Origin of the sequence: Virgibacillus necropolis, from assembly GCF_002224365.1 — a bacterium.
Lineage (GTDB): Bacteria > Bacillota > Bacilli > Bacillales > Amphibacillaceae > Virgibacillus_F > Virgibacillus_F necropolis.
In genome coordinates this window covers 2,476,623-2,500,522 of sequence record NZ_CP022437.1, presented here as the reverse complement: position 1 = coordinate 2,500,522, position 23,900 = coordinate 2,476,623, and the positions used below count along the sequence as shown (strand labels likewise).

The following is a 23,900-nucleotide window of genomic DNA, read 5'->3' as shown; positions in this document are numbered from 1 at the left end:
ATTCAAAAAATAAATGGTTGTAAAATAGAGGTGTTTTAATGGCAATTTTAGTTCAGAAATTTGGAGGAACCTCATTACAATCACCCGCTAGCATTTCGAAAGTAATTTCCCATATTAAGCAAGCAATTAAAAACAAATATAAATTAGTAGTTGTAGTATCAGCATTAGGACGTATGCCTGATCCTTATGCTACAGATACGTTACTGGGACTTATTAATCAGTCAACAGCACTCCATAAGAGGCGTGAAACCGATTTATTATTGTCCTGCGGGGAAACAATTGCTAGCGTGGTATTATCAAATGAGATGCAAAACAGTAATATACGATCAGTTGCACTTACTGGTGCACAAGCAGGAATTATGACTACATCTGAATTTACTCAGGCAAAAATTAAAAGTGTAAATACCACGCGCTTATTAAATGAATTAGATAATCATGATGTAGTTGTAGTTGCAGGCTTTCAAGGACAAACGTCCACTGGGGAGATAACTACAATAGGTAGAGGGGGCAGTGACACCACTGCCGCCGCTCTTGGAGTGGCACTTAACGCAGAAAAAGTTGAGATTTTTACCGATGTTAACGGAATCATGACAGCAGATCCTCGTATGGTTAAATCTGCTAGACAATTAAAAATTGTTACGTATACAGATATTTGCAATTTGGCTTATCAAGGTGCTAAAGTAGTTCACCCAAGAGCTGTCGAGCTTGTGATGCAGGCAAATATACCCTTACATGTTCGCTCTACCTATTCAACGGATGATGGAACACTAGTAACAAATTCAAACATTAAAGAAATACCTGATCAGTTAATTACTGGAATTGCTCATATGCCTTCTGTTACTCAAATCAAAATTAAAAACAGGGAAGAAATGTATCGTCTTCAATCAGAAGTGTTCAAGGTTTTAGCAGATGGTGGGATTTCAGTTGATTTTATAAATATATCTCCAACCGGATTAATTTTTACCATTCCAAATGTCTACACACAAGCTGCATTAGACCACATCATAAAATTAGGATTTAACCCTCAAGTGATCGAAAATTGTGCAAAGGTTTCAGTGGTTGGAGGCGGCATGATGGGGGTTCCTGGAATTGCTTCTAAAATAGTGCAGGCACTTACTGAAAAGGGAATTCAAATCTTACAATCGGCTGATAGTCACACGACAATTTGGGTGCTAATTCACGAGAAGGATCTAACGAATGCGGTTAATGCACTACATGATACGTTTCATTTGGGTCAAACGGTAGAGCCAGGTATAAAATAGTTTTTTTCTAAAAGGAAAAGGTGATGATTAATGAATTTTGGCAATGTACTAACAGCCATGGTAACTCCATTTAATCAGCAAGGCGCTATAGGCTTTCAAGAAGTTACAAATTTAGTGGAATACTTATTAGATCATGGAACTGAAGGATTGGTAGTAGCTGGGACCACTGGTGAATCACCTACTTTATCGACAAAAGAAAAAGTAGCTTTATTTACCCAGGTTGTAAAAGTTGTAAATAAACGAGTACCAGTGATTGCAGGAACTGGGAGCAATAATACAGCAGGGTCAATTGCATTAACAAAACAAGCAGAAGATTGTGGCGTTGATGCAATTATGCTGGTAACCCCGTACTATAATAAACCGAGCCAAAACGGTATGCATCAACACTTTATGGAAATAGCTAATAAGACGAGGTTACCCGTTATGCTTTATAACATCCCAGGTAGGTCTGGTATAAACATGAATGCGGATACTATTATTAAACTTAGTCAAATCGAAAATATTGTTTCGGTAAAAGAGGCTAGCGGAGATTTAGATCAAGCTACCACAATCATCGAAAAAACCTCTTCTGATTTTAGCGTGTATTGTGGTGATGACGGGCTAACATTACCAATGCTCTCGATTGGGGCCTCGGGTGTTGTGTCAGTGGCTTCTCATATAATTGGTACTGAATTGAATCAGATGGTAACAAAATTTAAACAAGGTCATGTTAAGGAAGCGGCAGCAATTCATAGAAGGTTTCTTCCAGTTATGAACGGATTATTTACGTATCCTTCGCCAACACCTGTAAAATATGCATTGAGTCAAAAAGGCCTTGAATGTGGTGGTGTACGATTACCACTTATTCCACTAGCTGAGGATGAACAACTAGAAATTCACGAAATTGTAAAGGATTTATAAGAGGTTGGTCCCATACATTATAAACTGCCAACAATTTGTTGGTAGTTTTTTTAATAAGAAAACATCCACTTGTTCATACTATTTGTTAGTAGGATTAAAACAAGAGGAGTGTCCGTAAATGAACAGTGATGCAGCAATGGAAAAAGACAAAAATCAAAATCAGGATGAGGAAAATAAGTCGTCTTTAGTTGATAAAATTCAACAGTTAGGACAATCGAATGTTCCACAAGCCCCTGATTCCAATATTCATGTCTTGACAATTATCGGTCAAGTCGAAGGTCACATACAATTGCCACCGCAAAATAAAACGACGAAATACGAACATCTTATCCCACAATTAATTGCTATTGAACAAAATCCAAAAATCGAAGGCGTTATAATTTTACTTAACACAGTTGGTGGGGATGTTGAAGCTGGACTAGCATTGTCTGAAATGATAGCATCAATATCAAAGCCTACAGTATCAATTGTATTAGGTGGTGGCCACTCAATTGGTGTTCCTATAGCAGTTGCGACAAACCATTCTTTTATCGTTCCTACTGCTACCATGATTATTCACCCAATACGTTTAACAGGAATGGTAATTGGTGTACCACAAACCTTCGAATACCTGGATAAAATGCAAGATCGAGTAATTAACTTTGTAATCGACCATTCGAAAATTAAAGAAGAAAAGTTTAAAGAGCTCATGTTTGCAAGAGGAAATTTAACAAGAGATATCGGCTCCAATGTGGTTGGTGCGGATGCAGTAGAATATGGATTAATTGATGCTGTTGGTGGTGTGAAAGAAGCAATGAAAAAAGTAAGTGAACTGATTAATCAAACGAAACCAAAGGGGAGTGATTCAGAATGATCCTGTATACACCGATGGTTGAATCAGATGTCTTTCCAAACCAAGATAATAGTTCAAACCGGGTGATAATTACACACCAAAATAGACCTGTTTGTGTCGAAAAAAACCAAGAGGGCAATTATCAAATTGTTCAATTGTTATCGACAGATCCAAAAGACTACATGGATCCACAATATCAACCAGGCGCTGTTCTTTCATCCTCGTAAATTTTTCTAAGAATCCATATTCAATCTATGCTATAATAGCCTTAGATACTGGATATTATTGTAAGACCCTTGTCAAATTTTGTGGCAGGGGTTTCCTATTCAGTTACATCGTATGTTATTTGAGGTGAATTCTATGGCTAAGAAACGTAAGAGAAAGAAAAAGAGTCAATTAAAGCAACAAGTGAAGTTTGAGTTGATAGGTTTACTATTTATTTTCATTGCTATATTTGGTAGTGGGGCTGGCATTATTAGTGGTGGGGCAATCCCGAGTATACTAGAAAATATATTTCAATTCTTTTTTGGAATCTGGTATTTTATAGCTTCACTGTTATTACTAGTAACCGGTCTATTTTTAATTATCAAAAGAAGATATCCTGACTTTTCTCATAAGAAAATGATCGGATTTTATATTATTTTTATAGGTATTTTACTCTTAACCCATATACAAACATATGAGATGTTACTAGTACGATCTAATAACACATCTATTATCAAAGCGACATGGAGCAGCTTTTTTACGTATGTAAACGGTCCTGGTGAGTTTGCTCAAACGGGTGGAGGCATGATTGGAGCTATCATGTTTTCGTTTTGTTATTATTTATTTTCATCAATCGGGGCAAAAATTGTAGCCATTTTTTCTATGGTGATTGGGGTTATATTTTTAACCGAGTTTTCTTTAGGTGATTTTACTGGGAAGATTTGGCTGAAAGTGAAAGCATTGTTAGGAAATAGCAAGGCGAAAGTGAAAGAAAATAGAAAGACAAAAAAGAAAGCAGATGAAAGACTAGAGGTTAAAAATGATGAACCTCAACAACAAGAAGTAATTCATGATGAACCTGTTATCCAGGATTTCACTGATGTGGCATATTCTTTCGACCAAAAAAAGCAAACTGAAGTAAAACCAATAGAAGTAACCGAAAAAGAAAAAGAAACGGAAACAGACTTTACAAATTCAATGCCAATGACTGAACCTGAAAACTATGAATACGAATTACCATCGCTTAAATTACTTGCGGAACCAACACATAACTCACAGCAGCATGAAAAATCTCATATACAAGCTACTGTTAGAAAGTTAGAACGTACATTTACTAGCTTTGGAGTCAAAGCTAGAATTACCAAGGTTCATGTTGGTCCAGCAGTTACAAAATATGAAGTTTATCCAGAAGCTGGCGTAAAGGTTAGTAAAATTGTAGGTCTTCATGATGATCTGGCACTTGCATTAGCTGCAAAAGATATTCGTATCGAAGCACCTATACCAGGCAAGTCTGCTGTAGGTATTGAAGTTCCTAATAAGGAAGTCGCAATGGTTTCTTTACGTGAAGTAGTGGATACTACTTTAACAAAGCAGTCTTCAAAACTGTTATTTGGTTTAGGACGAGACATATCTGGAGATGCTGTTGTGGCAGAATTAAACAAGATGCCACATTTGTTAATCGCTGGTGCTACTGGAAGTGGTAAAAGTGTTTGTGTGAATGGAATTATTACTACAATACTTATGCGCGCTAAACCACATGAAGTTAAAATGATGATGATAGATCCTAAAAAAGTAGAGCTGAATGTATACAATGGAATTCCACATTTACTTGCGCCTGTTGTTACAGACCCGAAGAAAGCATCAAGAGCATTGAAAAAAGTTGTCTCTGAGATGGAAAGAAGATACGAGCTATTTTCTGACACAGGTACAAGGAATATTGAAGGGTATAACGAATATATTCGCAAATATAATCAAACTTTAGAAGAAGAAGAGAAACAACCAAATCTTCCATACATTGTAGTACTTGTTGACGAATTGGCTGATTTAATGATGGTTGCTTCTAGCGATGTTGAAGATGCAATTACTAGATTAGCACAGATGGCACGTGCAGCTGGTATTCATCTCATCATTGCGACTCAACGTCCATCTGTTGATGTAATAACTGGTGTCATTAAGGCCAATATACCATCAAGAATTGCGTTTAGTGTTTCCTCGCAAACAGATTCAAGAACCATTCTAGATTCTGGTGGTGCCGAAAAATTATTAGGTCGAGGCGACATGTTATTTATGCCTACTGGTTCATCCAAACCAACCCGAGTACAGGGTGCGTTTTTATCAGATGAAGAGGTTGAGCGCATTGTTGATCATTGTATCGAACAACAGAAAGCTTCCTACCAAGAAGAAATGATTCCTGAAGAAACTAGTGAAACAAAGTCGGAAGTAGACGACGAACTATATGATGATGCCGTCCAACTTATAGTAGAAATGCAAACCGCTAGCGTCTCCATGCTGCAACGTAGATTTAGAATTGGTTATACGAGGGCTGCACGATTAATAGATGCGATGGAAGACAGAAGTATAGTAGGTCCATATGAAGGTAGTAAACCTAGAACGGTATTATTATCCAAATCATCGGAAGAGAAACTTTCGTAAACAAAAATCGGACAGTACAGAATTCTGTACTGTCCGATTTTTGTTTGGGGGTGAATTAAATGACCGAAATTGTAGAAAAATGCTAAATATTTTTAAGAAATTTAACCTATAGTGTTTATTTATTATTTTAAAAGTGGTATATTTATTTCGGACAAAAGAGTCATACGTCAGATGTCAGATCTCTTTTATCACTAGTAAAGATTGTCAAACAAAGGAGGTCACTATGTCGATAAAAACCGATTCACGCCATTTATACTTACAAGTTATTGAAGAAATTAAACGTGACATTCAGCTAGAGAAATATAAAGAAAAAGAAAAACTTCCGTCTGAATTTCAACTTTCCAAACAATTAGGGGTGTCTCGTGCGACTTTAAGAGAAGCATTACGTATTTTAGAAGAAGAAAATGTTGTAATACGTAAACATGGTGTAGGAACATTTGTGAATCCAAAGCCGATTTTTTCTTCAGGTATTGAGCAACTAAATAGTGTGACGTTAATGATTGAAAACTCTGGTAGGGTTGCAGGCTCACAATATTTATCAACAGAGCTACTTGAGCCAATGGAAGATGACAGGATAAAATTTTCACCTAAAGAACTACATACAATAGCGCAAATTGAACGTGTAAGAACTGCGGATAATGATCCTGTTGTGTTTTGCATTGATAAGGTTCCTGAGGGAATTATCCCGTTAGAGCGTGTACATAAAGAGGATTCTTTATTCAAATTAATTGAAGAACATTCCCATAAACGAATTACGTATGCGGTTACATATATCGAACCTATCGGGTATCATGATCGTATTTATGAAATATTAAAGTGTGATCCTGATCAATCTTTATTACTATTAAAACAAATGCATTATACGGATGAAGATGAACCAGTATTATATTCTGCAAACTATTTCCGATCAGATGTATTTAGCTTTCATGTTTTAAGGAAACGTATGTAAGGGGTTTCATTCTTTGAGGAGGTGGTTGTGTTAACAATTGGAAACGTTTAGTCTGCTTATAGTCATAATTAACTACTAAATTAGGGGGTATTTAGATTGAAAAATCGTAATTTTTTGTTATTGTTTGCTATGTTGTTAAGTCTAGGAATGATACTGGTGGCATGTGGAGATTCGGGTGAATCAGAGAGTTCTGGAAGTGATTCTGATGGCAATAAATCTGAGGGATCTGGTGATTTTAAAGCAGGTATGGTTACAGATGTTGGTGGAGTGGATGATAAATCATTTAACCAATCAGCATGGGAAGGACTGCAAGCTTGGGGCGAAGAACATGGTTTTGAAAAAGGCACAAATTTCGATTACATTCAATCAAATGAAGATGCGGATTATATGCCAAACATTACCCGTCTTGTTCGTGACGATTATAATTTAATCTTTGGAATAGGCTACAAATTAGCTGATGCTATCAGCAAATCTGCAGAACAATATCCTGATACAAACTTTTCAATTGTTGATTCGGTTGTAGATCAACCAAACGTTGTAAGTATTACATTTAAAGAACAACAAGGATCTTTCTTAGTTGGGGTAGCTGCTGCTAAGAAAACAAAAACAAATAAAATTGGTTTCGTTGGTGGAACTGATTCAGAATTGATTAATAAGTTTGAGTCTGGATATATCGCTGGTGCTAAATCAGTAAATCCCGATATTGAAGTTGAGGTACAATATGCAGGTGCATTTGATGCACCAGATGATGGTAAATTAATTGCTTCAAGCATGTACAATGACGGTATTGATGTAATCTATCATTCATCAGGCGCTACTGGAAACGGTGTATTTGCTCAAGCAAAAGATATTAAAAAAAATAACCCAGAAAAAGAAATTTGGGTAATCGGAGTTGACCGTGACCAATATGACGAAGGTCAAATTGGTGATTATAACGTGACACTCACTTCAATGGTTAAACGGGTTGATCTTGCAGTACAAGATGTTTCTAACAAAGCTATGAATGGAGAATTTCCAGGTGGAGAAGTTCTTGCTTATGGTTTAAAAGATGACGGAGTTTCTGTGGCGAAAACAAACAAAGAAGCTTTAACAGACGAAATTATCAAATCTATTGAAGAATGGAAAGAGAAAATTGTAAGTGGCGAAATTGAAGTTCCAAAAACACGTGAAGAAACAAAAGCATATGTAGAAGCACTTTAGAAAGTGAAAAGGCTGGATATTCCAGCCTTTTATCTAGCTCCGGCGACTAGCCCGTCTGAGGTTTTAACTCAAATCTCTTTGTGATAAAAACCATCACTAAGAGATTCGTCTTAAACTTGCCTGAGGCTGACCACTAAGGAAAGCTTCTGCGAATAATCATCGCAGGAACAATCTGAACTGTGATTGTTTCGAAGGCGCTTGCGCTTTTATTACTGTTTTAATAAAGGCTGTTTTCTGAAAGATTGTTGTTTGACACAAAACCTATAAACTGCGACGTAACAGCCACGTGATTTCCGCTGCGGGCAGTCGCTTTCCGCGGGCGGCTGGTGAGCCTCCTCGTGCTACCGCACTGCGGGGTCTTACCTATGCCTATCCTCCCGCAGGAGTCGACTGCCCTCCGCTCCAATCACTGAAGAGTGAAGAGATGAATGTTATGAATTTTAGGAGGAGGCTCATCGCGAGTCCGCGGAAAGCGTAGTGGATTTCCGGAACGGTTGTTCAAGCACAAAACATGGCACTGACGTCGCATTTTTTATCAACTTCGGTGGTATGAGCAACAAACTATACGAAAACAGCCTTAATAAATAAAACAGATTGAAAGTCTTCAAATGAAGAGGAGAGTGTTCCGGCTCTTTTCATTTGGAGATCTTTCAAGAAAAAATTTAAGATTCGCGTTTTTAATAGGGGGAATGAAAAATTTGGATTATGTAGTAGAAATGCTTAATATACGAAAAGAATTTCCAGGCATCGTTGCTAATGATAATATTACAGTCCAAGTAAGGAAAGGTGAAATCCATGCATTGTTAGGTGAAAATGGTGCGGGAAAATCAACCTTAATGAATGTTTTATTTGGGTTGTATCAGCCGGAAAAAGGTGAGATTCGTTACAATGGCGAAAAAGTGAACATAACTGATCCTAACATTGCAACTAAATTAGGTATTGGAATGGTTCACCAGCATTTTATGTTAGTGGATAATTATTCGGTAACAGAAAATATTATTCTAGGAAGCGAACCAACAAAAAACGGAAAAATTGATCTTAAAAAGGCGGAACGAGAAGTTCAAGAGCTTTCAGATAGATATGGTCTGAAAGTAGATCCAACCGCTAAGATTCGAGATATTTCTGTTGGTATGCAACAGCGCGTGGAGATATTAAAAACATTGTATCGTGGTGCAAATGTTTTAATTTTCGACGAGCCAACAGCTGTATTAACTCCCTTAGAAATTAAGGAATTAATTGACATTATGCACTCGCTAATTAATGAAGGTAAATCTATTATTCTAATCACTCACAAATTAAAGGAAATTATGCAAGTTTGTGATAGATGTACTGTAATTCGTAAAGGTAAAGGTATTGGTACTGTTAATGTGAGTGAGACGAATGTAACGGAATTAGCTTCCTTAATGGTGGGGCGAGAGGTTAATTTTACAACAGAAAAAAGCCCTGCGAAACCAGCGAATGTTGTTTTAGAAATAAATAATTTAAATGTGAAAGATTCTAGAAATGTAAATATAGTAAAGGATTTGAATTTAGAGGTTCGAGCAGGTGAAATTGTTGGTATTGCAGGTGTTGATGGGAATGGACAGACTGAATTAATTGAAGCCATAACAGGATTAACCAAATCCCAGTCAGGTTCAGTAAAAGTTAACGGAAAAAACATCACTAACTTTAAACCACGAAAGGTAACAGAAAGTGGTGTTGGACATATTCCACAAGACCGTCACAAATATGGGTTAGTATTAGATTTTCCAGTAGCTGAAAACATTGTACTACAAACGTATTACCAGAAGCCCTATTCCAAAAATAGAGTTCTTAATTTTAAGGACATCTATTCAAAGGCGAATAAATTGATTGAGGAGTATGATGTACGAACTCCAAGTGTTTATACGAAAGCACGAGCGCTCTCGGGAGGAAATCAGCAAAAAGCAATTATTAGTAGAGAAATAGACCGTTCTCCAGATTTACTAATCGCTGCGCAACCAACAAGAGGTCTTGACGTAGGTGCGATTGAATTTATTCATCGTAAACTAGTGGAAGAACGAGATAAAGGGAAAGCGGTTTTACTAGTTTCTTTTGAACTAGATGAAGTATTTGATGTAAGTGATCGAATTGCAGTAATGTTTGATGGGAAAGTTGTAGCGAATGTCAAACCAGAAAAAACAAATGAACAAGAATTAGGTCTGCTTATGGCTGGAAGTACGAAAACAGAGGCAGGTGATAAAGATGACATCTAACAAATTATTTAATATTTTAGTACCAGTAATATCTGTACTTCTCGGCCTAATCTCAGGTGCTATCCTTATGCTGGTTTTTGGTTATAATCCAATAGATGGTTATCTTGCACTTTGGAATGGCGCGTTTGGTGATTTGTACTTTATGGGTGAAACAGTAAGACAAATAACGCCATACATTTTAACCGGACTTGCTGTCGCTTTTGCTTTTCGTTCAGGACTGTTTAATATCGGTGCTGAGGGGCAAGTAATTGTCGGATGGCTAGCAGCGATATGGGTAGGACTTGCTGTAGATGCACCTATTTATATTCATTTGCCACTTGCTGTATTAGCTGCAGCGATAGCGGGGGGGCTTTGGGGATTCATCCCAGGTATACTAAAAGCAAAGTTAGGTGTTCATGAAGTCATTGTAACCATTATGTTAAATTATACGGCGTTATATATAACGAATGCCGTGATTCGAAACATATTAACAGATTCAAAGGATTCAACTGAAACGATTCCAGCAACGGCATCTATGGCATCTGAGTGGTTACAACAAATGACCTTTTACTCACGGATGCATTACGGAATACTTTTAGCATTATTCGCTGCATTAATTATGTGGTTCATCATTGAAAAAACTACTACAGGTTATGAGCTACGGTCTGTAGGATTTAATCAATATGCATCAAAATATGCTGGAATGAACGTACAAAAAAATATTGTTTTATCGATGGTTATTTCAGGAGCTTTTGCGGGACTTGCAGGCGCAACTGAGGGACTTGGTACATTTGGTTATATGTCTGTACAATCAGGTTTTACGAATTTAGGATTTGATGGAATAGCTGTAGCATTATTAGGAGCAAACACAGCTATTGGTGTTATTATTGCTGCTTGTTTATTTGGAGTATTAAAAGTTGGTGCTTTAAATATGCCACTTGCGGCAGATGTACCGGCAGAACTAGTAGACATTATAATTGCAATTATAATTTTCTTTGTAGCATCAAGCTATATCATCAGATGGGCTATTCTACGCTTTAAAAAGGAGGGGAAATAAATGAACATTGTAGATCTATTACAATCAATTATTCCACCTGCATTATTCTTTTCAGCACCCCTTATTTTTACAGCGCTGGGTGGCGTTTTTAGTGAACGTTCCGGAGTAGTTAATATAGGACTTGAAGGATTAATGGTTATGGGGGCATTCGTAGGCGTTGTGTTTAACCTCACCTTTGCTGATACGTTAGGAATGTGGACTCCTTGGGTTTCCATTTTAGTAGCAATGATTGTTTCAGCGATATTTTCACTTATTCATGCGGTTGCATCTGTTACCTTTCGTGCAGATCAAGTGGTAAGCGGTGTAGCTATTAACTTCCTTGCCTTAGGTCTAGGAGTATTTTTAACCAAACAATGGTATGATAAAGGCCAGACAGATATGGTAAGCAAACCATTCTACACTACCGATATTAAATATCTAAGTGATATTCCTGTTTTAGGACCGATTTTCTTTCAAAATATTTATTTAACATCGCATTTAGCTATCGCACTTGCATTTGTTGCTTGGTATGTATTATATAAAACACCGTTCGGATTGCGATTACGCGCGGTAGGTGAACATCCAATGGCAGCTGATACAAATGGGATAAGTGTGTATAAAATGCGCTATATTGCAGTAGTTATATCAGGCGCAATGGGTGGTTTGGGTGGTTCTGTTTTTGCACTAACAATTGCATTAAACTTTTCACACGCAACCATTGTTGGTCAAGGTTTCATGGCACTAGCTGCTGTGATCTTCGGTAAATGGCATCCACTTGGGGCTATGGGGGCCGCGCTATTTTTTGGCTTTGCACAAAGTTTAAGTGTTATCAGTGCAGGTATACCATTATTAGAAGACGTACCACAGGTTTTCTTATTAATTGCGCCATATGTACTTACAATTCTTGCGTTAGCTGGATTCATTGGCCGAGCGGAAGCACCAAAAGCAAATGGTATCCCATATATTAAAGGTAGCAGATAGGATATAATAAACTGACTCGCTAAATACATGGCAAGTCAGTTTTTTTGCAATATTAATGGTATAAACGGTTAATACTAGTAGTATTATCGAAAAATATTTTAATATGGAGATGTTTTTTATGAACCAAGTGAATGAAAAAGTAGTGGAATCAGGTGGACTTAACGTTCATTTGGTGCCTAGTAAAAAGTTCAAAACAATAAATTTTGTAGTTAAATTTAAAGAACCTTTAAACCGATCAACCATTACAAAGCGTGCTATTCTTCCGTATATTTTGCAACAAGGTACAAATAAATTTCCAAATCGTAGTGAATTACAACAAAAGTTAGACGATTTATATGGCGCAGTTTTATCTATAGACGGAACTAAAAAAGGGAATTTTCATATTATAACGTTCCGCTTGGAGATTCCAAATCAACGTTTTTTAGAAAATGAATCCGCACTTATAGAAGATACTATGGAACTTTTAAATGAAATAATAATTAGTCCAAAGTCCTCTGGAAATGGCTTTGATTCAGCAATTGTTGAACGTGAAAAAGAAACGTTAAAACGGAAGATTAGTTCAATAATGGATGATAAGATGAGTTACGCAAATAGGCGATTAATTGATGAAATGTGTGAGAATGAAGTGTACCAAACCCATGTGCATGGTTATTTAGATGACTTACCAGAATTGCATGGCGAAAACCTGCTTACATACTACCAGTCGGTTTTAAAGGAAAATAGTGTAGATTTTTATGTACTAGGTGATTTTGAAGAAAATCAAATGGAAAATATAATTAAAAAACATATTGGAAAAGGTCTTTCTTCAACCAAATCCATCACGTCAACGAATGAGAAAAAGAAAAATAGTAAACCAAAAACAATAATTGAAAAACAAGAATTACAACAAGCCAAACTTCATATCGGTTACCGAACGAATTGCATCTATAGTGATAAATTGTATTTCGCATTGCAAGTATTTAACGGCCTGTTCGGAGGATTTCCTAATTCGAAACTTTTTTATCATGTTCGGGAGAAAAATAGTCTCGCCTATTATGCTGCGTCTCGAATAGAGAGTCACAAGGGGCTATTATTTGTTTTCAGTGGTATTGCGCCGAAAGACTTTCAACAAGCTAAAGAAATCATGGATCATCAAATGGATGCAATGAAAAATGGTGATTTTACAGAAGATGAAATTAGTTCAACAAAGGAGTTAATTGTCAATCAGCTGCTAGAAACACTGGATCATCCCCAAGGCATAATTGAGTTGTTGTATCAACAGGTAGTAGCAAATCATTCCTTATCACCAGATGATTTAATTACAAATATACAAGCGGTTAGCAAGCAGGACGTTCTTGATGTGGGTCAATCTATTGTGGAAGACACCACTTATTTACTAACAACTAAGGGAGAGGAGTAAATCAAATTGTCAACGAAAAGATATGATGATATAAACGAAGTGTTACGAGCAGAAAAGCTAGCAAATGGGTTAAACGTATTTTTGTTACCAAAACGAGAACTTTCCAAGACGTTTGCGATATTTTCAACGGATTATGGATCGATTGACCTTTCCTTCGTTCCGAGAAATAAACAGGATGCGGTTACCGTTCCTGAAGGGGTTGCCCACTTCTTGGAGCACAAGTTATTTGAAAAAGAGGATCATGATGTATTTGCTGACTTTAGTAAACAGGGTGCTTCAGCAAATGCTTTTACATCCTTCACGCAAACAGCATACCTATTCACTGCAACTAATTATATTGAGCAAAATGTAGAAACATTACTTGATTTTGTACAGGAACCTTATTTCTCGGACCAATCAGTTGAAAAGGAAAAGGGTATAATTGGTCAAGAAATTACCATGTACGATGACCAACCGGATTGGCGGGTTTTTATGGGTACTATCCAAAATTTATTTCATCATCATCCAGTGAAGGTAGATATTGCAGGTACGGTAGAATCGATCGCATCCATCACAAAAGAAGATTTGTATGAATGTTACCAAACTTTCTATCATCCTGATAACATGACATTGTTTATAGCGGGTAATTTTGATGAGGAAAACATGATGGAACTTATTAAACAAAATCAACTATCGAAAGAATTTCCTCCATCAGACCAAATCAAACGAATCATGCCAGATGAACCAAAGGAAGTATATAAAAAAGAAACAACGATTAACATGCCAGTTTCTATCCCGAAGTGTTCAGTGGGAATTAAAGGATTGGTGAACGGATCAGATAGCGATACCTTTTTAGTAACCGATCTTGTGCAAGGTATGATAGTAGATTTTTACTTTTCAGAGGGAGGATCATTTTATCAGGAATTGTATCAAGAAGGTATAATTGACAATAGTTTCTATTTCGAAACAACTGTAGAAAAAGGATTTGGGTATGCAATTATAGGAAGTAATACCTCAAAACCCGAAGAATTCGAAAAACGTGTTAAAGAAATGTTGCTAAGTATCAAAGAGAAGAAAATAAGTGAAGCTGAATTTGAACGGATGAAGAAAAAACAAATTGGACAATTGTTGCGAGCCATGAACTCGATTGAGTTTATTGCAAAAAAATATATTCATTATCATACAATGGGAATTGATTTCTTAGAGATAATTCCAAGGTTACAATCATTAACATATGAAGAAGTTTCGTCATTTTTAAAGGATTGGATTAAAGAAGAGCAGCTAACTACATTTAAAATTAAAGCGGAATAGGGAGATATAATGGGGAAAAACGTATTAATTATTGGTGCAAGTGGCGATATTGGCCTGGCCATTGCTAAACAATTAGCAAGTGATGGATATAGCCTTCTTCTTCATTTCAATAAAAATAATGATGGGTTTAAAAGCATACGAGGAACTATAAATGAGGAATGTATTTTAACAGAAATCAAAGCCGATCTTAGTCATGCTGATGGAATTAAGTATTTATTAAGTCAGTTAGTATTTCCAGTAGATGCAATTATCATTGCGAGCGGGAGAGCACATCATGCACTTTTCCAGGACAGTCAAGAAGATGTAATGGACGAAATGCTAACATTGCATGTGAAAGCTCCTTGGATGATTGTTAATCATGTACTACCCACTATGGTCCAAAAGAAAAAAGGGTCAATTATTTTCATCACATCCATTTGGGGTAATGTTGGTGCGAGTAATGAGGTACTGTATTCATCGGTTAAAGGAGCCCAAAATAGTTTTGTGAAAGCATTAGCTAAAGAGGTTGCACCGAGTGGTATATCTGTTAACGCCATAAGTCCTGGGTTTATTGATACAAAAATGAATCATCATTTATCAGAGGAAGAAAAACAAGCAATTGTCGATCAGATACCGATGAATAGACCCGGGTTTCCTGGTGAAATTGCTCATACAGTTCGTTTTCTTATGGACGAGAAATCAACTTATATTCAAGGTGAAATTATTAATATTGACGGCGCATGGTAAAATCCTTTTTCCAAACTTATATGTATAAAGTAGTTAGTTCTTCAAATACTATCTATGTAAAATAAGTTAAAGATGTTGTTCGAAAAGTCACCAAATGATAAACGGCGAATTTCTTCGATGCGCAGTTTTCCGGTCCTCACGTATTAGAAGCATACGTTCGGCCCTCGAAATCTTCGCGCCTTGAACTTCTTGTTTCTAATTTGTCGACTTTTCGAACACGTACTTAAAAGGAGGATGTTTGATGTCTGTTTTAGATAATTTTGATACATGGAAAGAGTTCTTGTCGAATCGTTTGGAACAAGCCCAGTCAGAGGGTATGAGTCAACAAGCGGTCAACAACGTAGCATATGAAGTAGGCGATTATCTGTCAAAGAGTGTAGATGCAAAAAATAATGAGGAGGCTGTCTTAAGAGAGTTATGGACCGCTGCTTCAAAAGAAGAAAAACAAGCATTGGCAAGTACAATGGTTAAACTTGTTCAAAACCAAGGTAATACACCACAATAAATTAGTTGGATTTAGATTAAAGAAGCTGATACCATGCAGCTTCTTTTCTTTTTTGTTATATATTCCTCTTTTCACTTAGCAAAAAATCATTTATTATATAGATAGATTGCATTTACGGCATGAATTAGGTAACATAAAAATAGCATGTAACAAAAAGGGGCTTATTATGGAGAAAACAGAATGGTACCTTGAATATGAAATTCAATATAACCGTCCTGGTATATTAGGTGACATTTCTTCTTTATTAGGAATGCTTTCCATTAATATTATTTCAATTAATGGTGTTGAAAATTCAAGACGAGGCATGCTTTTGCTATCTAAAAAAGATGAACAAATTACCCGACTAAGGTCAATATTGGAAACAACTGAAACGATCAAAATTACTAAACTTCGTAAACCAAAGCTACGTGATAAATTGGCTGTAAGACATGGCAGATACATACAAAGTGATGTTGATGATAAAAAAACGTTTCGCTTTGTACGTGATGAATTAGGACTATTAGTTGATTTTATGGCAGAGTTATATAAAAAGGAAGGTCACAAATTAATTGGAATTCGCGGAATGCCAAGGGTTGGGAAAACAGAGTCGATTGTGGCTGCCAGTGTTTGTGCGAATAAACGTTGGTTATTTGTATCTAGTACATTATTAAAACAAACAATTCGGAGTCAATTAATTAAAGATGAATACAATAGTGATAATATTTATATCATTGATGGAATTGTGTCAACGCGACGCGCTAATGAAAAGCATTGGCAATTAATCAGAGAAATAATGGCATTGCCTGCAATTAAAGTGGTGGAGCATCCAGATATGTTTGTAAAATCGACTGAATATGAGTTGAAAGATTTTGATTATATTATTGAACTGCGTAGTAATGAGGGTGAAGAGATTACATACGAACCGATAGAAAAAGAACAAGAATCAAATGAAAGTGGTTTCTCGATGTTTGATTTTTAAATTGGATGGTGTTACTTATGGAAATTGGAGCGAGATTAAAAGAAGCACGTGTAGCACAAAATTTGTCCCTTGAAAGTGTCCAGGAAACAACGAAGATTCAAAAACGATATCTAATTGCTATTGAAGAAGGTAATCTTAATGTGTTACCAGGGAAGTTCTACGCTCGTGCATTTATTAAAGAGTATGCTACAGCCGTTGGATTAGACTCTAATGAATTATTAGATGAATATAAAGAGGAAATACCGGGAACGGAAGAAAAAAGTACAGAACAATACACTCGAATCCAGCGCTCAAGAAGAGATTCAAATTCTTCGAAAGGTCCAGTAATTTTTTCTCTTTTTCCAACAATAATTGTTATTTTACTTATAATTGGTATCTTTTTTGCAGCTTGGTATTTCATTTCAAAAACAACGGCCAATGATTCTGCAGATCCAGTAGATAGCCCAGATGACAATGAAATTATCTATGACCCTGGAGAAAAGAATACCCAGGATAATCAACCATCTGATGAAGATACTAATTCTGATGAGGGTAGTAAATCACAAGATGATACAACTACAGATGAAAAAAAATCGGATAGTACGACAGAGGATCCAGATATAGAAAAAGTTGAACCTACTTTAGATTTAGTGGAAGAAGGATCAGGTACGAGTCCAAAATCTACCTTTGAGCTAAATAATGCCAGTGAAAACGTAGTAATAACGTTGGAAGCTGATGGTGAGTCGTACTTAGCAATAACAAATGATGAAGAAAAACAGTATTTTACTGGAATCATTTCTGCTGCTAATTCCCCGCAAGAAATAGATGTGTCTGGTGATAAGCGGGTTTATTTTAATGTTGGAAATGCTCCCGCCCTACAAATAACAATTGATGGGGTCGAGTTAGAATACCCTCTCGACGAAACAGAAAAGGTACATCAAAAGATTTGGATAAATATTAATCAAACTGAAAAATAATAAGATGTGTTAAACCCTTCCTTTCAATACGGAAGGGTTTACGTAGTAGGAGGAAAAACAATGAACATACCTAATAAGATTACACTATCACGTATATTTTTAATTCCCATTTTCATCCTATTGTTATCTATTCCTTTTGATTGGGGCGAGATAACTATTGGTGAAGCGGTTTTACCTGTATCACATTTGGTAGCAGGATTGTTATTTATCGTAGCTTCAACAACTGATTGGGTAGATGGATATTATGCCCGTAAGTATAATCTTGTCACAAATTTAGGGAAATTTTTAGACCCACTTGCAGATAAACTTCTTGTTTCTGCAGCTTTAATATTGCTTGTTGAGCTCGGTTTGGCACCAGCCTGGGTTGTCATAGTAATTATAAGTAGGGAATTTGCTGTAACAGGATTACGACTAGTTGCAGCTGGAGAAGGTATTGTCTTGGCAGCTAGTCAAATGGGTAAATTAAAAACATGGATTCAAATAGTTGCTATTTCAGCGTTACTTCTTCACAATTTTCCATTTTCATATATAGGCTTTCGCTTTGACATAGTTAGCCTGTATGCAGCATTAATAATCACTGCATATTCTGGGTATGATTATTTTGTTAAAAATTGGAATGTAATGAGGGATTCGAAGTGATGAAACAAGTAAATGCAGAAATTGTTGCTGTAGGTACAGAACTACTACTTGGTCAAATTGCAAATACGAATGCACAATGGATTTCAGAGAAACTTGCGTTACATGGGGTGAACGTGCTTTTCCATAGTGTTGTAGGTGATAACCTACAAAGAGTGCATGACCAGTTTGAGCAGGCAGCTAATCGTTCGGATGTCATCGTGGTTACTGGTGGTTTAGGACCAACAGATGATGATTTAACGAGGGAAGCATTTCAACTTTTATCTGGTTTAACAATGAATGAACATAAGCTTTCCATGGATAAGATCTCTGCATATTTTGAAAAGCAAAAACGGATCATGACACCAAACAATAAAAAACAGGCTCGCGTATTTGAAGATGCAACTGTACTTGAAAATAAAGTTGGAATGGCACCAGGTATGATTATTAATCGAGATGATAAAGTGTGGGTTTTTCTTCCTGGTGTACCAAAAGAAATGAAGCAACTTTTTTCGGATGAAGTTTTACCTTATATCCAAAACTTGTCCGAAGAAAACACAATTATAGAGTCTAGAATGCTTCAGTTTATTGGTATAGGTGAAGCGCAATTAGAGTATGAACTAAAAGATATCATAGCCGCACAGACTAACCCGACGATTGCCCCTCTTGCTCAATTAGAGGGTGTTGCTATTCGTTTGACAGCAAAAGCTAATACAAAAGATCAGGCGCAACAATTAATAACGGATACACAGCAGAGAATTGAAGGTAGGGTCGGCTCCTATTTATATGGGATTAATAATGAAACGATTGAACAACGCGTTTTTCAATTATTAAAGGGAAAAAATAAAACAGTAGCCGCTGCAGAAAGTTTAACTGGCGGAATGTTCACTGATAGATTGATAGCTGTAGAGGGTGCATCATCTGTTTGTCCTGGAGGGATCGTTTGTTATGATACGAAAGTTAAAGAAAAACTCTTGCACGTCCCAACACATATTACGAAAGATATTGGTGTGATTAGTGAGGAATGCGCGGATTCTTTAGCAACTAATATACGCACTGTTCTAGGTTCATCTATAGGAATTAGTTTTACTGGTGTTGCTGGTCCAAGTTGCGTAGACAATCATCCAGTAGGAACTGTGTATATTGGAATGGTTGATGACATGGGTAAAAAACAAATAGAGAAATTTGTTTTTCGTGGTGACCGTCAATCCATTAGAAAAAAAGCTGTCTGGAAAGGCTATGAACTTTTATTTAATTTCTTAAAATAGCATTTTAGTTATTGATTTTTTGTGAGAAAATGTATTTTAGCTATTCGTTATATAGCTAAATATTAATTATCTAGAAAAAAACAACAATAAAATGAGAACATTTATTCGATTTTAGTCTTGGCAAATAAAATAAAACCATGTATGATAGATATAGTTAGTTAAAGGAGGTTGTCTCGTTGAGCGATAAAAAACAAGCATTAGATATGGCGTTAAGAAATATAGAGAAGCAATTTGGTAAAGGTTCTATTATGAAGTTAGGTGAAACAGCTGAACAAAGAATTGCAACAATTCCAAGTGGTTCTTTGGCATTAGACGTTGCATTAGGAATAGGTGGATATCCACGTGGGCGTGTTGTTGAAATTTATGGTCCAGAGTCTTCTGGTAAAACAACTGTAGCCTTACATGCGATTGCAGAGGCGCAAAATAAAGGTGGACAAGCCGCGTTTATTGATGCCGAACATGCACTCGATCCAACTTATGCGAGAGCATTAGGAGTTAATATTGACGAATTACTTTTGTCCCAACCAGATACTGGCGAGCAAGCACTAGAAATAGCAGAAGCTCTTGTGCGAAGTGGTGCAATAGATATTGTTGTAGTTGACTCAGTTGCTGCTCTTGTTCCTAAAGCGGAAATAGAAGGAGAAATGGGAGACTCACATATGGGACTACAAGCTCGACTTATGTCCCAAGCGTTGAGAAAGCTTTCAGGCGCCATTAATAAATCAAAAACTACTGCCATTTTTATTAACCAAGTTAGAGAAAAAATCGGTGTTATGTTTGGTAATCCGGAAACAACGCCTGGAGGTCGTGCACTTAAATTTTATGCGTCTGTCCGCTTAGAGGTACGTCGTGCAGAAACATTAAAACAAGGGAACGATATACTTGGAAATAAAGCAAAAATCAAAGTTGTAAAAAATAAAGTAGCACCTCCATTTAAAGTTGCTGAAGTGGATATCATGTATGGCTTCGGAATTTCAAGAGAAGGAGAACTTATTGATGTCGGATCAGAGCTAGACATCGTTGAAAAAAGTGGTTCGTGGTATTCCTATAATGGGGAGCGCCTTGGTCAGGGTAGAGAAAATGCAAAACAATTCTTAAAAGAAAATGAAAATGTTTTGCTAGAAATAAAAGAAAAGATTCGTAGTCACTATAACTTAGATGCTAAACCAGAAGAGTCTATTGAAGCAGGGCAAGAAACTCTGGATGTGTAACAAACGCTTAAATATGTAATATATCTAGTAAATTCTTATTCTATATTCATCGGAATGAGAATTTACTTTTTCTTTTATCCTAATAGGATGTTCAAAAAAGTCACCAAATGATAAACGGCGAATTTCTTCGTTGGCTTGTTTTTCCGGTTCTCATGTAGGAATAGCCTACATTCCGATCCTCAAAACTACGCCGCCTCGAACTTCTTGTTTCTAATTTGCCGACTTTTTGAACACGCACTAATAGCCTTTTGAGCGGTTATACTTCCTCTGGATAAAACTATATTTTTTAATTCTTACGATTCCTTGACAATGGTAATGTTGACAATTAAAATTAGAATGTATAATTATTTTAATTGCATTATACAAATATTGATATTTTTAGTTAAAATTTGGTACATGCCGACAATAATGAATTGTACAACTTTATAGCAATGGGAGGTGAAACCGTGGACATTATTACAATAATCATCTCCGCTTTGCTTGCCCTAATCGTCGGTATTGTTGTTGGTTATCTGATTCGTAAATCTATAGCTGAAGCTAAAATTTCAAGTGCAGAAAAATTAGCAAAGCAAATAGTCGATGAAGCACATCGAAATGCAGATGCTTCGAAAAAAGAAGCACTTCTTGAGGCGAAGGATGAAAATCACAAACTTCGTCAGCAAACAGAACAAGATTTGCGTGAACGACGAAATGAATCACAAAAACAAGAAACTCGTCTAATGCAAAAAGAAGAAAATCTGGACAGAAAAAGTGAAACGCTTGATAAGCGTGAGCTCATGTTAGAGAAGAAAGAAAACTCACTAACAGAAAAACAACAACAAATTGAAGAAATGGAAAGCAAAGTGGAAGCTATGATACAAATGCAGCAAACGGAGCTTGAACGCATTTCAGGATATACAACTGACCAAGCTAAACAGATTATCTTAGAACGCATCGAACAAGAGGTAACACACGAATCAGCACTAATGATAAAAGAAGCTGAAAATCGTGCAAAAGAAGAGGCAGATAAAAAAGCAAAAAGCATTCTTTCTTTGGCGTTACAGCGTTGTGCAGCAGATCATGTAGCAGAAACTACTGTATCTGTGGTTAACCTTCCAAATGATGAAATGAAAGGGCGGATAATTGGACGTGAGGGTCGTAACATACGTACATTAGAAACCTTAACTGGTATTGATTTAATCATTGATGATACACCAGAGGCAGTAATTTTATCAGGTTTTGATCCAATTAGAAGAGAAACTGCTCGTATGGCATTAGAAAAACTTGTACAAGATGGTCGTATTCATCCAGCTCGAATCGAAGAAATGGTTGATAAGGCTCGTCGTGAAGTTGATGAATATATACGAGAAATTGGGGAAGAGACAACGTTCGAAATCGGAGTACATGGTCTACATCCAGATCTTGTCAAAATACTCGGACGTTTGAAGTATCGTACTAGCTATGGACAAAATGTATTGAAGCATTCTACGGAAGTTGCTTATCTATCCGGATTGCTAGCTGCAGAGTTAGGCGAAGATGAAAGGTTAGCACGTAGAGCAGGACTCCTTCATGATATTGGTAAAGCGATTGATCATGAAGTTGAAGGAAGCCACGTGGAAATTGGAAAAGAACTTGGTATAAAATACAAAGAGCATGAAGTGGTTATTAATGCAATAGCTTCCCATCACGGTGACGAAGAAGCTACTTCAATTATTTCTGTTTTAGTTGCAGCAGCAGATGCGCTATCAGCTGCACGTCCTGGTGCAAGAAGTGAAACACTAGAAAATTATATCAAACGATTAGAAAAACTTGAAGAAATTTCTGAGTCATTTACAGGTGTTGAAAAATCATTCGCAATTCAAGCTGGTCGGGAAATTCGAATTATCGTTAAACCAGATGAAATAAATGACCTTGATTCCGTTCGGGTTGCTAGAGATATACGAAAACGAATTGAAAATGAACTTGATTATCCTGGTCATATTAAAGTGACTGTTATCAGAGAAACAAGAACAGTAGAGTATGCGAAATAAAAGCGGACATCAATCCGCTTTTATTTTTTTGGCAGTAAATAAGTGTTATGAAACACTATTCTAAAATAATATGTTGAACTTTTAGCTATTATTATTTGGCAAATAGTTTTTCAAAAAAAGAGAGGATGGGTACATATATGAAAATATTATTTATCGGTGACGTGGTAGGCTCTCCAGGACGAGATATGGTAAAACAATATTTACCAAAACTAAAGGAAAAGTACCGTCCTAATATGACGATTATAAATGGTGAAAATGCCGCGGCAGGTAAAGGAATTACTGAAAAAATTTATAAAGAGTTTTTGGAACTTGGAGCACAAGTTGTAACAATGGGTAACCATACGTGGGATAAGAAAGAAATTTTTGAATTCATCAATGATGCAAAATATATGATTCGTCCGGCGAATTTTCCTGAGGGCACACCTGGTAATGGAATTGTTTTTATAAATATAAATGGTAAAGAAATAGCTGTTATCAATATACAAGGCCGCACATTTCTTCCACCGCTTGATGATCCATTCCGTAAAGTGGATGAATTAATTGAAGAGGCAAAAAAACGCACATCTGTCATATTCCTTGATTTCCATGCAGAAGCAACAAGTGAGAAACAAGCAATGGGTTGGTATGTTGATGGACGGGTAAGTGTTGTTGTTGGTACTCACACACATACACAAACGGCCGACGAAAGAATTTTGCCGCAAGGAACTGGTTATATAACCGATGTTGGAATGACTGGACCGTACGATGGAATCTTAGGGGTAGAAAAGGATGCCGTCATAAATCGTTTTTTAACAAACCTACCTGTACGTTTCGAAACCGATAAAAAGGGAAGAACACAACTAAATGGATTTTTAGTCACAATAGATGAAAAGAGCGGACAAGCATCACGTGTAGAGCGTATACTAATTAATGATGATCATCCATTTTTTGGTTGACTAGTTCATTGTAAGAAT

21 protein-coding genes are annotated in these 23,900 nt (G+C 36.4%); all 21 read left to right on the top strand.

Features of this window, described 5'->3' with window-relative positions; all coding sequences use genetic code 11:
- Positions 1–38: 38 nt before the first annotated feature.
- The 21 genes from dapG (at position 39) to CFK40_RS11915 (ending at position 23,882) form a co-directional block, all read left to right on the top strand.
- A complete protein-coding gene (gene dapG / locus CFK40_RS12015; protein WP_089532532.1) occupies positions 39–1,262 on the top strand; it encodes an aspartate kinase in 1,224 nt (407 codons plus the stop codon).
- Positions 1,263–1,292: 30 nt separating this feature from the next.
- Positions 1,293–2,162: a 4-hydroxy-tetrahydrodipicolinate synthase gene (gene dapA / locus CFK40_RS12010; RefSeq protein ID WP_089532531.1), complete on the top strand. Its 870-nt coding sequence runs from the start codon at positions 1,293–1,295 to the stop codon at positions 2,160–2,162.
- 118 nt (positions 2,163–2,280) lie between these two features.
- A complete protein-coding gene (locus CFK40_RS12005) occupies positions 2,281–3,015 on the top strand; it encodes a ClpP family protease (RefSeq protein WP_405196547.1) in 735 nt (244 codons plus the stop codon).
- Positions 3,012–3,221: a YlzJ-like family protein gene (locus CFK40_RS12000; RefSeq protein ID WP_089532530.1), complete on the top strand. Its 210-nt coding sequence runs from the start codon at positions 3,012–3,014 to the stop codon at positions 3,219–3,221. The genes CFK40_RS12005 and CFK40_RS12000 overlap by 4 nt, the downstream gene beginning before the upstream one ends.
- A 133-nt stretch (positions 3,222–3,354) precedes the next feature.
- Positions 3,355–5,631 (top strand): FtsK/SpoIIIE family DNA translocase, encoded by a 2,277-nt coding sequence (locus tag CFK40_RS11995; protein ID WP_089532529.1) that lies wholly within the window; start codon positions 3,355–3,357, stop codon positions 5,629–5,631.
- A 223-nt stretch (positions 5,632–5,854) separates the two neighbouring features.
- Positions 5,855–6,580 carry a GntR family transcriptional regulator gene (locus CFK40_RS11990; protein WP_089532528.1) on the top strand — a complete coding sequence of 242 codons (726 nt, stop codon included), beginning with the start codon at positions 5,855–5,857 and terminating at the stop codon, positions 6,578–6,580.
- A 96-nt stretch (positions 6,581–6,676) separates the two neighbouring features.
- Positions 6,677–7,780 carry a BMP family lipoprotein gene (locus tag CFK40_RS11985; RefSeq protein ID WP_089532527.1) on the top strand — a complete coding sequence of 368 codons (1,104 nt, stop codon included), beginning with the start codon at positions 6,677–6,679 and terminating at the stop codon, positions 7,778–7,780.
- A 698-nt stretch (positions 7,781–8,478) separates the two neighbouring features.
- Positions 8,479–10,014: an ABC transporter ATP-binding protein gene (locus CFK40_RS11980; protein ID WP_089532526.1), complete on the top strand. Its 1,536-nt coding sequence runs from the start codon at positions 8,479–8,481 to the stop codon at positions 10,012–10,014.
- Positions 10,004–11,050, top strand: a complete 1,047-nt coding sequence (locus tag CFK40_RS11975) for an ABC transporter permease (protein WP_089532525.1) — start codon at positions 10,004–10,006, stop codon at positions 11,048–11,050. Before CFK40_RS11980 ends, CFK40_RS11975 begins: the two co-directional genes overlap by 11 nt.
- On the top strand, positions 11,051–12,010 hold the full coding sequence (locus CFK40_RS11970; RefSeq protein WP_168927231.1) for an ABC transporter permease: 960 nt from the start codon (positions 11,051–11,053) through the stop codon (positions 12,008–12,010). It abuts the gene before it with no gap.
- Positions 12,011–12,128: 118 nt separating this feature from the next.
- Positions 12,129–13,409 carry an EF-P 5-aminopentanol modification-associated protein YfmF gene (yfmF, locus tag CFK40_RS11965; RefSeq protein ID WP_089532524.1) on the top strand — a complete coding sequence of 427 codons (1,281 nt, stop codon included), beginning with the start codon at positions 12,129–12,131 and terminating at the stop codon, positions 13,407–13,409.
- A 6-nt stretch (positions 13,410–13,415) separates the two neighbouring features.
- The gene (gene yfmH, locus CFK40_RS11960) at positions 13,416–14,699 is read left to right on the top strand and encodes an EF-P 5-aminopentanol modification-associated protein YfmH (RefSeq protein WP_089532523.1); all 1,284 of its coding nucleotides are present in this window, start codon (positions 13,416–13,418) and stop codon (positions 14,697–14,699) included.
- Between the two features lie 9 nt (positions 14,700–14,708).
- The gene (gene ymfI, locus CFK40_RS11955; protein ID WP_089532522.1) at positions 14,709–15,425 is read left to right on the top strand and encodes an elongation factor P 5-aminopentanone reductase; all 717 of its coding nucleotides are present in this window, start codon (positions 14,709–14,711) and stop codon (positions 15,423–15,425) included.
- Between the two features lie 241 nt (positions 15,426–15,666).
- The gene (locus CFK40_RS11950; RefSeq protein ID WP_089532521.1) at positions 15,667–15,930 is read left to right on the top strand and encodes a DUF3243 domain-containing protein; all 264 of its coding nucleotides are present in this window, start codon (positions 15,667–15,669) and stop codon (positions 15,928–15,930) included.
- Between the two features lie 166 nt (positions 15,931–16,096).
- A complete protein-coding gene (locus tag CFK40_RS11945; RefSeq protein ID WP_089532520.1) occupies positions 16,097–16,888 on the top strand; it encodes a DUF3388 domain-containing protein in 792 nt (263 codons plus the stop codon).
- A 17-nt stretch (positions 16,889–16,905) separates the two neighbouring features.
- Positions 16,906–17,844 (top strand): RodZ domain-containing protein, encoded by a 939-nt coding sequence (locus tag CFK40_RS11940; RefSeq protein ID WP_089532519.1) that lies wholly within the window; start codon positions 16,906–16,908, stop codon positions 17,842–17,844.
- Positions 17,845–17,904: 60 nt separating this feature from the next.
- Positions 17,905–18,483: a CDP-diacylglycerol--glycerol-3-phosphate 3-phosphatidyltransferase gene (gene pgsA / locus CFK40_RS11935; protein WP_089532518.1), complete on the top strand. Its 579-nt coding sequence runs from the start codon at positions 17,905–17,907 to the stop codon at positions 18,481–18,483.
- Positions 18,483–19,727: a competence/damage-inducible protein A gene (locus tag CFK40_RS11930; RefSeq protein ID WP_089532517.1), complete on the top strand. Its 1,245-nt coding sequence runs from the start codon at positions 18,483–18,485 to the stop codon at positions 19,725–19,727. The genes pgsA and CFK40_RS11930 overlap by 1 nt, the downstream gene beginning before the upstream one ends.
- Before the next feature lie 176 nt (positions 19,728–19,903).
- Positions 19,904–20,938, top strand: coding sequence for a recombinase RecA (gene recA / locus CFK40_RS11925; RefSeq protein ID WP_089532516.1), 1,035 nt, complete (start codon positions 19,904–19,906; stop codon positions 20,936–20,938).
- Positions 20,939–21,369: 431 nt separating this feature from the next.
- Entirely contained in the window at positions 21,370–22,947 is a 1,578-nt protein-coding gene (gene rny / locus CFK40_RS11920) for a ribonuclease Y (protein ID WP_405196592.1), read from the top strand.
- A gap of 137 nt (positions 22,948–23,084) precedes the next feature.
- The gene (locus CFK40_RS11915; RefSeq protein WP_089532514.1) at positions 23,085–23,882 is read left to right on the top strand and encodes a TIGR00282 family metallophosphoesterase; all 798 of its coding nucleotides are present in this window, start codon (positions 23,085–23,087) and stop codon (positions 23,880–23,882) included.
- Positions 23,883–23,900: the final 18 nt, after the last annotated feature.

Bases quoted from the DNA above. Each gene is read 5' to 3' on its own strand.
- dapA (WP_089532531.1), top strand. From the start codon at position 1,293: ATGAATTTTGGCAATGTACTAACAGCCATGGTAACTCCATTTAATCAG.
- CFK40_RS11945 (WP_089532520.1), top strand. From the start codon at position 16,097: ATGGAGAAAACAGAATGGTACCTTGAATATGAAATTCAATATAACCGT.
- CFK40_RS11975 (WP_089532525.1), top strand. From the start codon at position 10,004: ATGACATCTAACAAATTATTTAATATTTTAGTACCAGTAATATCTGTA.
- CFK40_RS11930 (WP_089532517.1), top strand. From the start codon at position 18,483: ATGAAACAAGTAAATGCAGAAATTGTTGCTGTAGGTACAGAACTACTA.
- CFK40_RS12000 (WP_089532530.1), top strand. From the start codon at position 3,012: ATGATCCTGTATACACCGATGGTTGAATCAGATGTCTTTCCAAACCAA.
- ymfI (WP_089532522.1), top strand. From the start codon at position 14,709: ATGGGGAAAAACGTATTAATTATTGGTGCAAGTGGCGATATTGGCCTG.
- pgsA (WP_089532518.1), top strand. From the start codon at position 17,905: ATGAACATACCTAATAAGATTACACTATCACGTATATTTTTAATTCCC.
- CFK40_RS11940 (WP_089532519.1), top strand. From the start codon at position 16,906: ATGGAAATTGGAGCGAGATTAAAAGAAGCACGTGTAGCACAAAATTTG.
- yfmF (WP_089532524.1), top strand. From the start codon at position 12,129: ATGAACCAAGTGAATGAAAAAGTAGTGGAATCAGGTGGACTTAACGTT.
- CFK40_RS11995 (WP_089532529.1), top strand. From the start codon at position 3,355: ATGGCTAAGAAACGTAAGAGAAAGAAAAAGAGTCAATTAAAGCAACAA.
- rny (WP_405196592.1), top strand. From the start codon at position 21,370: ATGGGAGGTGAAACCGTGGACATTATTACAATAATCATCTCCGCTTTG.
- CFK40_RS11990 (WP_089532528.1), top strand. From the start codon at position 5,855: ATGTCGATAAAAACCGATTCACGCCATTTATACTTACAAGTTATTGAA.
- dapG (WP_089532532.1), top strand. From the start codon at position 39: ATGGCAATTTTAGTTCAGAAATTTGGAGGAACCTCATTACAATCACCC.
- CFK40_RS12005 (WP_405196547.1), top strand. From the start codon at position 2,281: ATGAACAGTGATGCAGCAATGGAAAAAGACAAAAATCAAAATCAGGAT.
- CFK40_RS11970 (WP_168927231.1), top strand. From the start codon at position 11,051: ATGAACATTGTAGATCTATTACAATCAATTATTCCACCTGCATTATTC.
- CFK40_RS11950 (WP_089532521.1), top strand. From the start codon at position 15,667: ATGTCTGTTTTAGATAATTTTGATACATGGAAAGAGTTCTTGTCGAAT.
- CFK40_RS11915 (WP_089532514.1), top strand. From the start codon at position 23,085: ATGAAAATATTATTTATCGGTGACGTGGTAGGCTCTCCAGGACGAGAT.